Source organism: Bifidobacterium sp. LH_417, from assembly GCF_056357035.1.
This window is the reverse complement of the sequence record NZ_JBKEVI010000019.1, coordinates 19549-30993: the sequence shown is the minus strand read 5'-3', so window position 1 is coordinate 30993 and position 11445 is coordinate 19549. Positions and strand designations below refer to the sequence as shown.

At 65.9% G+C, this 11445-nt stretch carries 9 protein-coding genes and 1 tRNA gene; all 10 read left to right on the top strand.

All coding sequences use genetic code 11. From position 1 onward, the window contains the following. Positions 1-33: 33 nt before the first annotated feature. The 10 genes from dnaK (at position 34) to AC1AYR_RS09870 (ending at position 11271) form a co-directional block, all read left to right on the top strand. On the top strand, positions 34-1917 hold the full coding sequence (gene dnaK, locus AC1AYR_RS09915; RefSeq protein WP_476512507.1) for a molecular chaperone DnaK: 1884 nt from the start codon (positions 34-36) through the stop codon (positions 1915-1917). Between the two features lie 11 nt (positions 1918-1928). Then, on the top strand, positions 1929-2627 hold the full coding sequence (gene grpE / locus AC1AYR_RS09910; RefSeq protein ID WP_476512508.1) for a nucleotide exchange factor GrpE: 699 nt from the start codon (positions 1929-1931) through the stop codon (positions 2625-2627). A gap of 225 nt (positions 2628-2852) precedes the next feature. Continuing rightward, positions 2853-3887, top strand: coding sequence for a DnaJ C-terminal domain-containing protein (locus AC1AYR_RS09905; RefSeq protein ID WP_476512509.1), 1035 nt, complete (start codon positions 2853-2855; stop codon positions 3885-3887). Positions 3888-4004: 117 nt separating this feature from the next. Continuing rightward, positions 4005-4559 carry a heat shock protein transcriptional repressor HspR gene (locus tag AC1AYR_RS09900; RefSeq protein WP_476512532.1) on the top strand — a complete coding sequence of 185 codons (555 nt, stop codon included), beginning with the start codon at positions 4005-4007 and terminating at the stop codon, positions 4557-4559. Positions 4560-4829: 270 nt separating this feature from the next. Next, positions 4830-5516, top strand: coding sequence for an HAD family hydrolase (locus AC1AYR_RS09895; RefSeq protein ID WP_034529081.1), 687 nt, complete (start codon positions 4830-4832; stop codon positions 5514-5516). A 435-nt stretch (positions 5517-5951) separates the two neighbouring features. Next, positions 5952-6692, top strand: coding sequence for a DedA family protein (locus AC1AYR_RS09890; protein ID WP_051922922.1), 741 nt, complete (start codon positions 5952-5954; stop codon positions 6690-6692). Positions 6693-6793: 101 nt separating this feature from the next. After that, positions 6794-6866: transfer RNA gene (locus tag AC1AYR_RS09885), tRNA-Ala, on the top strand. 1754 nt (positions 6867-8620) lie between these two features. Continuing rightward, entirely contained in the window at positions 8621-9907 is a 1287-nt protein-coding gene (locus AC1AYR_RS09880) for an adenylosuccinate synthase (RefSeq protein ID WP_476512510.1), read from the top strand. Between the two features lie 57 nt (positions 9908-9964). After that, a complete protein-coding gene (locus AC1AYR_RS09875) occupies positions 9965-10903 on the top strand; it encodes a fluoride efflux transporter FluC (RefSeq protein WP_476512511.1) in 939 nt (312 codons plus the stop codon). Further along, positions 10900-11271: a fluoride efflux transporter FluC gene (locus tag AC1AYR_RS09870; RefSeq protein ID WP_476512512.1), complete on the top strand. Its 372-nt coding sequence runs from the start codon at positions 10900-10902 to the stop codon at positions 11269-11271. Before AC1AYR_RS09875 ends, AC1AYR_RS09870 begins: the two co-directional genes overlap by 4 nt. Positions 11272-11445 lie beyond the last annotated feature (174 nt).

The following is an 11445-nucleotide window of genomic DNA, read 5'->3' as shown; positions in this document are numbered from 1 at the left end:
AAGAACGAACACAAGAACAAAGGAGCACACATTATGGCACGTGCAGTTGGTATCGATCTGGGCACCACGAATTCCTGCATCGCCACCCTCGAAGGCGGCGAGCCCACGGTCATCGTCAACGCCGAAGGCGCGCGCACCACGCCGTCCGTGGTCGCGTTCTCCAAGTCCGGCGAGATCCTCGTCGGCGAGGTCGCCAAGCGTCAGGCCGTGACCAACGTCGACCGCACCATCTCCTCCGTCAAGCGTCACATGGGCACCGACTGGACCGTCGAGATCGACGGCAAGAAGTGGACCCCGCAGGAGATCTCCGCGCAGATCCTGATGAAGCTGAAGAGGGACGCTGAAGCCTACCTCGGCGAGCCCGTCACCGACGCCGTCATCACCTGCCCGGCGTACTTCAACGACGCCCAGCGTCAGGCCACCAAGGACGCCGGCAAGATCGCCGGCCTGAACGTCCTGCGCATCATCAACGAGCCGACCGCGGCCGCGCTGGCCTACGGCCTCGAGAAGGGCAAGGAGGACGAGCGCATCCTGGTCTTCGACCTCGGCGGCGGCACCTTCGATGTCTCCCTGCTGGAGATCGGCAAGGACGAGGACGGCTTCTCCACCATCCAGGTGCAGGCCACCAACGGCGACAACCACCTCGGCGGCGACGACTGGGATCAGAAGATCATCGACTGGCTCGTCACCGAAGTCAAGAACAAGTACGGCATCGACCTGAGCAAGGACAAGATCGCCCTGCAGCGTCTGAAGGAAGCCGCGGAGCAGGCCAAGAAGGAACTCTCCTCCTCGACCTCCACCTCCATCTCCATGCAGTACCTGGCCATGACGCCCGACGGTACCCCGGTCCACCTGGACGAGACCCTGACCCGTGCGCACTTCGAGGAAATGACCTCCGACCTGCTCGGCCGCTGCCGCACGCCGTTCAACAACGTGCTGCGCGACGCGAACATCTCCGTCGGCCAGATCGACCATGTGGTGCTCGTCGGCGGTTCCACCCGTATGCCGGCCGTCAAGGAGCTCGTCAAGGAGCTCACCGGCGGCAAGGAAGCGAACCAGTCCGTCAACCCGGATGAGGTCGTCGCCGTCGGCGCCGCCGTGCAGTCCGGCGTCATCAAGGGCGACCGCAAGGACGTCCTGCTCATCGACGTGACCCCGCTCTCCCTCGGCATCGAGACCAAGGGCGGCATCATGACCAAGCTCATCGACCGCAACACCGCCATCCCGACCAAGCGTTCCGAGGTGTTCTCCACCGCCGAGGACAACCAGCCGTCCGTGCTGATCCAGGTCTACCAGGGCGAGCGTGAGTTCGCGCGCGACAACAAGCCGCTCGGCACCTTCGAGCTGACCGGCATCGCTCCGGCCCCGCGTGGCGTCCCGCAGATCGAGGTCACCTTCGACATCGACGCCAACGGCATCGTGCACGTGTCCGCCAAGGACAAGGGCACCGGCAAGGAGCAGTCGATGACCATCACCGGCGGTTCCGGCCTGCCGAAGGACGAGATCGACCGCATGGTCAAGGAAGCCGAAGCCCACGAGGCCGAGGACAAGAAGCGCAAGGAGGACGCCGAGACCCGCAACCAGGCCGAGGCGTTCGCCTACCAGACCGAGAAGCTCGTCGCCGACAACAAGGACAAGCTCTCCGACGAGGTCGCGGGCGAGGTCACCGAGAAGGTCAACGCCCTCAAGGAAGCCCTCAAGGGCGACGACATCGAGAAGGTCAAGACCGCTCAGACCGAGCTGATGACCTCCGCCCAGAAGATCGGCCAGGCCCTCTACGCCCAGCAGGGCGCGGCGGATGCCGCCGGTGCTGCTGGTGCTGCCGGTGCCGCGGGCGCCGGCGCCGCCTCCAACGGCGGTGACGACGACGTGGTGGACGCCGAGGTCGTGGACGACGACGACAAGGACAACAAGTAAGGTCCCGTCCGATGGCTGAGTTCAACAAGGACGATTACCTGAACGATCTGCCCGATGCCGACGACGCCCGCAAGGCGGGCTCGTCGGCCCCGGCCGACACCCCCGCCGACGCGGCCGCCGCCAAGTCGGCCCCCGCTTCGGCTGAGGGCGAGACCGCTTCGGCCGCTGCCGAGTCTTCTTCGGCTTCCTCCGACGAGGGAGCCGGCGCGGCTGAGGCCGAGGCTGCGGACAAGTCCGCCGACGCCAAGTCCGACGACTCCGACTCCGACACCCTGACCCCGCTGGGCCAGGCCAAGAAGGAGGCCGCCGACTACCTCGAAGCGCTGCAGCGCGAACGTGCGGAGTTCATCAACTTCCGCAACCGCGCGAAGAAGGAGCAGGATCGCTTCCGCCAGCACGGCATCATCGACGTGCTGACCGCCCTGCTGCCCGCGCTCGACGACATCGACCGCATCCGCGCCAACAGCGAGATGGATGACTCGTTCAAGGCCGTCGCCGCGAAGATCGACAAGGCCTTCGAGAAGTTCGGCGTCGAGAAGTTCGGCGAGGCCGGCGAGGAATTCGACCCGACCAAGCATGACGCGATCCTGCACAAGCCGGACGCGAATGCCGAGAAGGAGACCGTCGACACGGTCGTGGAGGCCGGTTACCGCATCGGTGACCGCGTGATCCGCGCCGCCCGCGTCGTCGTCGCCTCTCCGAGCAACTGATTCGATTCCCCCCACTTCGCTCCCGCCGGCGGGAGCTGGCTGGCAGCCGCAGGCTGACTGAGGGTGGTTCTCGGTTCGAGACCACCCTCAGTCTCGCTTCGCTCGACAGCTCCCGCCGGCGGGAGCGGGGGAGGGTGCGTCCCCTCGCCAGAGGGCGCGCATCATTGCAAGACTTCAGGTTTCACGAAATCATACGTACAGACTTCAATACGAAAGGAGACATGAATGGCTGAGAACGAATGGCTGAGCAAAGACTTCTACAAGGTCCTTGGTGTCTCCAAGGATGCTTCCGATTCCGACATCACCAAGGCCTACCGCAAGCTGGCCCGCAAGTACCATCCCGATCTCAACAAGACGAAGGAGGCCGAGGAGAAGTTCAAGGACATCTCCGAAGCCTACGACGTGCTGAGCAACAAGGATTCGCGCCAGAAGTACGATGCGATCCGCCAGTTCGGCATGGGCGGCGCCCGTTTCGCCGGCGGCTCCGGCCAGGGCGGTTTCGACGCCTCCGGATTCTCCGACATCTTCGGTTCGATGTTCGGCGGCGGCGCGGGCATGGGCGGCAACGGGTCACGCATCCGCTTCTCCACGTCGGGCGGCGGCAACCCGAACCTCAACGACATCTTCTCGATGTTCGGCGGTGCGGCCGGTGCCGGTGCATCCGGCATGGGCGGCTCGCCCTACGGCGCATACGGCAACCCCGGTGGTGCCGGCGGTTACGAGGAGGCTCCGCAGCCTCAGCAGGGCAAGGACCGCAACTCGAAGATCAGCCTGACGTTGCGTCAGGCCGCCAAGGGGGCGACCGTGTCCCTGTCCGTGGACGGCTCCAAGTTCAAGACGCATATCCCCGCCGGTGTGAAGGACGGGCAGAAGATCCGTCTGGCCGGCAAGGGTCACGCGGGCGTCAACGGCGGCAAGCACGGCGACCTGTACCTGCAGGTCAACGTGAAGCCTGACTCCAAGTTCACGATGCGCGGCCATGACCTCGTCATGGATCTGCCTGTGAGCGTCGCCGAGGCCGTTGCCGGCGCGAAGGTCGAGGCGAAGGACATCGACGGCGAGACCGTCACATTCAAGGTGCCCGCCGGCTCGTCCAGCGGCGCCGAAGTACGGATCTCCGGCAAGGGCGTGCAGGCCGGCAACACTCCGGGCGACCTGATCGGCCGCGTGATGATCCAGGTGCCCGCCAAGCCGGGTCTCGGTGTCAAACACGCCGCCAAGGAGTTCGACAAGGCCGCCGGCGACTACGTCGGGCGGTGACCTGCTCGGCGCCTCAGCCGGCGGTCCGGCCGGGTAGTCCGGTGAGGGCTCGGCATTGGTCTGGTCTGTTTCCCACAGGTGCGTCTGGTGCCGATAATCGATATATGGAGGTGGATGATGGCGAGAGTCGCGCGTGAAGTGCGCCAGTTGTATGCGATGTGCGCGGCGGCGATCGTGCTCGGCCGCGCCGATCTTGATGGCGCCGACGACGCCGGCTTCGACCTCGATCTGGCGGTGTTCACCGTCGGGCAGGCGGCCGAAATCGCCGACATCCACCCGCAGACCCTGCGTCAGTACGATCGCGTCGGTCTGGTCACGCCGCAGCGCACGGAAGGCGGCGCCCGCCGCTACTGCCTGCGCGACATCGACCGTCTCGTGCAGGCGCAGCGGTTGAGTCAGTCGGAAGGCATCAATCTGGCTGGTGTCACCCGCATCCTGAAGCTTCAGGAAGAGAACCGTCAGCTGCGCCGTCAGGTCAGACGACTGCAGTCGTCGGGCGGGGAGAGCGTGTTCGCCGCCGGGCGCGACGGCGACATCATCGAGATGCAGCGCTCCAACTCCGCGCGCATGTGGCGTCGCGCGATCCGCACGCAGACGCGCGAACTGCCCGGTCGCCCGCATCGTCGCGTCGACGCCGATCCCGACTCCAAGTCGATCGTGCTGTGGCGCTGAAACGCGCACGAAACGGCCTCGCGCCACGTCAGTCGACGTGACGCGAGGCCGTTTGCGTCTGCCGCGTTTCACGCCGCGGCAGACGCGCGTTTCACGTGAAACGCTGTGAAACATGGCAGTTGCGTGTGCGGTTCCGTTACTTTCGTGGACGATTCTGTGATGATTCGTGTCGTGTCTGTCGTGTCGATTTGGTGAGATGGAGACCGGAACGACGACCGGCAGCGACACCTGCCGAAACCTCGTCGAATGGTCGAAACGGACGGAGGAATCATGCAGCTCAAAGCCGTGTTCTGGGATCTCGACGGCACGCTCATCGACTCGGAGCCGCTGTGGCATGACGGCGAATTGGAGATCGCCGCGGCGAACAACGGTCACTGGACCGAGGAACTCGGCTGGGAGTGCTCCGGCACGCCGGTGCCCGACGTGGCGCGCCGGATGATCGAACATGGATGCACGCTGAGCGTCGAGGAGATCGACAAGCAGCTCAAGGCCTACGTGTTCGAGCACGAGAAAATGCACATGCCGTGGATCGACGGCGTGCTCGACACCTTGCGCTCGCTCAAGGAGGCCGGAATCCCGACCATGCTGGTGAGCACCTCGCCGCGCCCGATCGTCGAGAACGTGCTCGACGCCGCGCCCGGACTGTTCTCCGGCTACGTGTGCGGCGACGACGACGCCAAGCACAAGCCGTCGCCCGAACCGTACCTGCTCGCCGCCAAGAAGCTCGGCATCGCGCCCGAGAACATGGCCGAATGCGCGGTGTTCGAGGACACGCCCGTCGGCCTCGCCGCGGGTGCCGCGTCCGGCGCGACCGTCATCGCGCAGACCTGCACGATCCGCACCGACACGTCGAACGGTCCGCAGTTCACGTCGGTCGACGGATATGACGGCATCGACGCGGAGGCGATCGACGCGATCGTTCGCCGTCGTCTCGCCGCCCTCGCCGCCGAAGCGTGACACGACGCGCCCTTCCCGCGAAGGCGGGTGGGGGAGAGGTGGAGGTCTTGCGGTGCAGTGCGGTGCGGTGCAGCGGTGCGGTGCGGTGACGCGGTGACGCGGTGATGTACGGTGCTGCGGTGTGGCGCAGCGCGGTGCGGTGACGCGGTGCGGTGACGCGCGGTGCGGTGCGGTGACGCGGTGACGCGCGGTGCGGTGACGCGCGGTGCGGTGGCGCAGCGCGGTGTGGCACGGTGATGCGGTGTGGCGCAGCGCGGTGTGGTGACGCGGTGACGCGGCCGGAGGCCCGGTTTCCTAGTCGTTTCTTATAGGGGCTGCTGGTATGGTGATGGACGGCTGATTCGCGGCCGTCCGTCCGATACCGGCGGCCCCTTACATATGCAATAGGAAACGCCGCAGCAACTGCGGCACCCGCAATAGGAAACACGGAAATACATGGGTTTTGTACATTTCATCATCGAACTGCTGAAGGATCCGCGCGCGGCCATCGCCGGTTGGATCGCGATGGGCGTTGCGCCCACGCTGGGCTTCATCTTCCTCATCATCTTCATCGAAACCGGCGTGGTGTTCTTCCCGTTCCTGCCCGGTGACTCCCTGCTCTTCGCCGCCGGCGTGTTCGCCGCGCCCGATGCCGCAACCGGCCAGGTCGCGCTGCCGCTGCACTACCTGCTGCCCGTCGTGTGGTGCGCGCCGATCATCGGCGACCAGTGCAACTACTTCATCGGCCACTTCTTCGGCCGTCGCATCATCGCCTCCGGCAAGGTCAAGGCCATGACGCCGGAACGCATCGCGAAGACCGAAGCGATGATTGAGAAGTGGGGTCCGCTCGCCGTGTTCCTCGGCCGCTTCTTCCCGTTCATCCGCACGTTCATGCCGTTCATCTCCGGTATCTCCGGCATGCGCTGGCGTCGATTCACGCCGTTCTCCATGCTCGGCGGTCTCGTCTGGTCGTCCTTGTTCACGCTGCTCGGCTACTTCTTCGGCAACATTCCCGCCGTGCAGAAGCACTTCGAGCTCGTGATTGTGCTCATCCTCGCCGTCTCGCTGATCCCGACGATCGTCGGCCTCATCAAGGCGAAGTTCGGCAAGAAGAAGGGAGCGTCCGACGATGATGCGTCCGCCGGTTCCTCGACCGACGGCCTTCACGTGCCCCACCACGTCGCCGCGGCCGAGTGATCGTCGGGGTGATTGCGACTTCCCGGGCGTGTCGAGTTGCGAAATCCTGAACTCGGGATAGTATTGGTCGAGTTGTCCTGCGGAGCAAGACAACAAACCAAGGGGCTGTAGCTCAGTTGGTAGAGCGCTTCGTTCGCATCGAAGAGGTCGTGGTTTCGATTACCATCAGCTCCACAAACCCTCCGGATTCCACCCCGGAGGGTTTTTCTTTTTGTAATCTTGCCCGCTTATCTGTTGGCAGTTGTCGGCTTCGCCGACCCAAGCCTACAAACGGTCCACTGGACCGTATGCTTCACGGCTTGGCCCCGGAGGGTTTTTCTTCACGGCTTGGCCCCGGAGGGTTTTTCTTTTTCGTGATTCCCGGGCCGTTGGCTGCCGGTCGCTGTGCTCTCCCTCCCGCTGGCGGGAGGTGGCGCGCAGCGCCGGAGGGTGGTCGCGGCTGGAGACGCCGTGGTGTCGGAGGGTGGTCGCGGGCCACAATCCGACGCGTCCGCCAGTGCCGGGCTGGTTGGTGCGGGCGAGCCGGTCGGTGCGGGCGCGGGGCCGGCCGTTTTCAGACGTGGGCCGGCCGGTCGTTCAGACATGGGCCGGCCGTTTCAGGATGCAGGCGGCGGGCGCGTGCAGTGCGCGGCTCCCCATACCCCGCTCTCCGCTCTCCGCTTCCTATGCCCCATACTCCGCGTCCTACGTCCCGTGTCCCGGTCGGGTCTGCTCCACAACACGTGCCGGAGAGCCTGTTGTGGAGCGGCATCCCGCCGCGACCCCCGCGAAAACCCCTGTTTCCAGCGTTCCCGGCCCGTAAACCGCGCCACAACTCCCCGGAATCCTGGGTTCCGCTCCTGTTGTGGAGCGGGCCTGCTCCACAACAGCCGCCGGTATCGTTCCCGCCGCGAGTTGTGGAGCAGAAGGGCCCTCATAACGCGCCACAACTCCCGGGACCGCCTCTTGCGACCATGTTGTGGCGCACCGCTGCTCCACAACACCATTCCCGCACAGCGTTGTGGAGCACAGGGACATCCCCAGGTTCAAAGGCCGGCCTCCCGCATCACCCCGGGAGGTCGCTCCCTGTCCGGCCGCTCCTCCCTGGCGTCAGAAATCCCGGATGAAGCCGTTGTTCTCCAGGATTTATGACGCTGGGGGGACTGAGCGTCAGAAATCCCGGACGGCGGGGCCGTTCTCCCGAATCCGGGACGCTGAGAAGTGCTCAGCATCCCAAAATCCGGACGAAGCCACTCATCTCCGGGATATATGACGCTGGGAATGACTCAGCGTCAGGAATCCCGGATGAAGCCGCTCGTTTCCCGAATCTGGGACGCTGGGAATGGCTCAGCATCCCAGATTCCGGACGATGCCGCTTATCTTCGGGATTGCTGGCGCCGGGGCGCATATATCGACGTATGTCGTCCTGCTGGTGGCGGAGGTTGTGGCATCCACCCTCGGGGAGGGGGTGCCCGGTGTCTGCCCGCCCGCGGCCACCCTCCGGCGCTGCGCGCCACCTCCCGCCAGCGGGAGGAAGGATATACCGTTGCCCGCGTCATCTCGCTGCGCGCCACCTCCCGCCGGCGGGAGGAGGGTGAGGGATGCGACTCGCGTGGTCTGCCCGCTCGTGACCATCCTCCGGCGCTGCGCGCCGCCTCCCGCCAGCGGGAGGGAGATGGCAGTGTCGGCTCGTGTGTGCAGCTTCGCTGCCGGCGGGAGGCGATAAAGAGAGCGCTCGCTGTCGCTGGTATCCATTCGCACAACGGGACGCGACCTGGCGAGGACGCGAACTGGCGGTGACGTGACCTGGCGGATACGTTTCGGCGGGGACGAGCCCGTGGCTCGCATCCATCCGTACAACGGGACGTGGTGCCGCACCGTAGGGGCCGTAGGGTAGGCTTGTTCCCCGGCGGAATCATGCGGAAATCATGCAAATGCGGAGGTGCATCATGCCCGGAATCGTTCTGATCGGCGCCCAGTGGGGCGACGAAGGCAAAGGCAAGGCCACGGATCTCATCGGCACGAAGGTCGATTACGTCGCCCGTTTCAACGGCGGCAACAACGCGGGCCACAGCGTCGTCGTCGGCGACGAATCGTACGCGCTGCACCTGCTGCCCTCCGGCATTATCAATCCGAACCTCACCCCGGTCATCGGCAACGGTGTCGTCGTCGACCCGGAGGTCCTGTTCGAGGAGATCGACGGTCTTGAGGCCCGCGGCATCGACTGCTCGCACCTGCTCGTCTCCGAAGCCGCGCACATCATCGCGCCGTACCACCGCACGCTCGACAAGGTGACCGAGCGCTTCCTCGGCAAGCACAAGATCGGCACCACCGGCCGCGGCATCGGCCCCGCCTACGCGGACAAGATCAACCGCGTCGGCATCCGCGTGCATGACCTGTTCAACGCCGACCACCTGCACGACAAGGTCGAGGCGAGCCTACACCAGAAGAACCAGATTCTCGTCAAGCTGTACAACCGTCGCGCCATCGACGTGGATCAGACCACCGACGAGCTGCTCAAGCTCGGCGAGCGGCTCAAGCCGTACGTCGCGAACACCGGCCTCATCCTCAACAAGGCGCTCGACGAGGGCAAGACTGTTCTGTTCGAGGGCGCCCAGGCCACGATGCTCGACGTGGACCACGGCACCTACCCGTTCGTCACTTCCTCCAACCCGACCGCCGGCGGCGCCTGCACCGGCACCGGCGTCGGCCCCACGAAGATCAACCGCGTGATCGGCGTCGCCAAGGCGTACGTGACCCGCGTGGGCGAGGGCCCGTTCCCGACCGAGCTGTTCGACGAGTCCGGCGAATGGCTGCGCCAGCAGGGCCACGAGTTCGGTGTGACCACCGGTCGCCCGCGCCGCTGCGGCTGGTTCGACGCGGTCGTCAACCGCTACGCGAGCCAGGTCAACGGCCTGACCGACATCGTGCTCACCAAGCTCGACGTGCTCACCGGCCTCAAGGAGATTCCGATCTGCGTCGCCTACGACGTGGACGGCGAACGCCACGACGACATGCCGACCGACCAGGCCGCCTTCGCCGCCGCCAAGCCGATCTACGAGACCATGCCCGGCTGGGACGAGGACATCTCCGGCTGCCACAGCTTCGACGAGCTGCCCGCCACCTGCCAGGCGTACGTGAAGCGTCTTGAGGAGCTGAGCAACTGCCGCATCTCCGCAATCGGCACCGGCCCGCAGCGCGACCACATCATCTCCGTCCACTCGCTCATCGACTGACCGGCAGACCGTTCAACCGGCGCACCGTTCAATCGACCAATCGACTGGTTTTCGCGTATGACCGTGATCCATGAGCCCGAATACTTCGCCGAGCCGGATCCGGCGACGCAGGAGATGACCGCGGCGCACGCCCGCTCCTATGCGGCGGGCGTGCCGCATCCGAAGGGCGCCGCCGCCGCGGCCGCTCCTCCCGCGATCCCGCTCGCTCCCGCCAAACGCGTGCAGGCGCAGTTCAATCCGCTCGCCGACGGCATGATCTATCTCGTCGTGTTCGTCGGCGGCTGCGTGGGCACCGCCATGCGCTACGCCCTGTCGCTGCTGCTTCCCGCGCCCGCCGCGGCACACGGGTTCTTCAGCGCGTTCCATACGGCCACGTTCCTCGCGAACATGATCGCGTGCCTCATCTTCGCATTCGTCTCCACGTACATGTCGCAGGCCGCGTGGATCCGCAAGCGCGTGCGCCAGCTCGCGTCGCGCGGCATCGGCATGGGCATGTGCGGCGGGTTCTCCACACTGTCCGCGATGGTCATCGAGGAGCTCATCTCGATCCGTGGCGACCAGATCGGCGGATTCCTCTTCTATATGCTCGTCAGTTTCGCCGGCGGCCTCATCGTCGCGGCGGCGGGCGTGCGTCTCGCGCTCGCCGCGTCCGCGCGTCGTTCCGCGCGCGTCGTCGCGGACGCGCTCGCCGACGCCGCCGCGCTTTCCGGCGCGTCCGGCGCGACATCGTCCGGCGCGACGGCTGCCGGGAGCCGTTCCGGCCCCGCGCACGCCGCGCCGAAGCGCAACGTCGACGTGGACGGTGTCGCGCTCGCCGACAAGCCGATCGTGGTCGGAGATCCGTTGTTCGGTCCGATTGAGATCACCTCGTCGACGCCGCCGGAAGGTGACTACGGTCAGCCGCTGCCGTCGTTCGAGCCTGCGCCGATCACCGATGAGATTCCGATGGTCGGCGATCCCGTCACCGGCGACGTGCATGGGGAGGAGACGCGATGACGTTCCTGCTCGTCTGCCTGTGCGGCGGTCTCGGCGCGGTGACGCGCTTCATCGTGAACACGTCGGTGCAGCGCTGGTGGAACCGCGCGTTCCCGCTGTCCACGTTCATCATCAACGTGATCGCCACGTTCTGCGCGGGCATCGCCGCGGGAGCGTATGCGTCCGCCGCCGTCGACCATCACGTGTACCTGCTGTTCGTGACCGGATTCCTCGGGGGATTCTCGACGTTCTCCACCGCGATTAACGAGATGGTGTCGCTGGTGCGCGGCGGCCGGTACCGTATGGCCGGTTTCTATTGCGCGATGACGATTCTCGTGCCGATCCTGTGCGTCGCGGCCGGATGGTGGGTTGGTTCCCTCGGCGACTGACCGCTGCTGGCTGCTTTCCTCCTTGGGGATCACGGCGCGGGGTTCTGTAACCTGCACGACATCATGTAATGCAGGCGAAATCAAACCCCGGGTTCCGTCATACCCGGGTAATATGCGGCCCGCGCGGTAACTCCCGGGAAACCGGAGCATAACGGCGTGCGCTGTTTGCCTCTC

Bases quoted from the DNA above. Each gene is read 5' to 3' on its own strand.
- AC1AYR_RS09890 (WP_051922922.1), top strand. From the start codon at position 5,952: ATGGGTTTTGTACATTTCATCATCGAACTGCTGAAGGATCCGCGCGCG.
- AC1AYR_RS09905 (WP_476512509.1), top strand. From the start codon at position 2,853: ATGGCTGAGAACGAATGGCTGAGCAAAGACTTCTACAAGGTCCTTGGT.
- AC1AYR_RS09900 (WP_476512532.1), top strand. From the start codon at position 4,005: ATGGCGAGAGTCGCGCGTGAAGTGCGCCAGTTGTATGCGATGTGCGCG.
- AC1AYR_RS09895 (WP_034529081.1), top strand. From the start codon at position 4,830: ATGCAGCTCAAAGCCGTGTTCTGGGATCTCGACGGCACGCTCATCGAC.
- AC1AYR_RS09880 (WP_476512510.1), top strand. From the start codon at position 8,621: ATGCCCGGAATCGTTCTGATCGGCGCCCAGTGGGGCGACGAAGGCAAA.
- AC1AYR_RS09875 (WP_476512511.1), top strand. From the start codon at position 9,965: ATGACCGTGATCCATGAGCCCGAATACTTCGCCGAGCCGGATCCGGCG.
- grpE (WP_476512508.1), top strand. From the start codon at position 1,929: ATGGCTGAGTTCAACAAGGACGATTACCTGAACGATCTGCCCGATGCC.
- AC1AYR_RS09870 (WP_476512512.1), top strand. From the start codon at position 10,900: ATGACGTTCCTGCTCGTCTGCCTGTGCGGCGGTCTCGGCGCGGTGACG.
- dnaK (WP_476512507.1), top strand. From the start codon at position 34: ATGGCACGTGCAGTTGGTATCGATCTGGGCACCACGAATTCCTGCATC.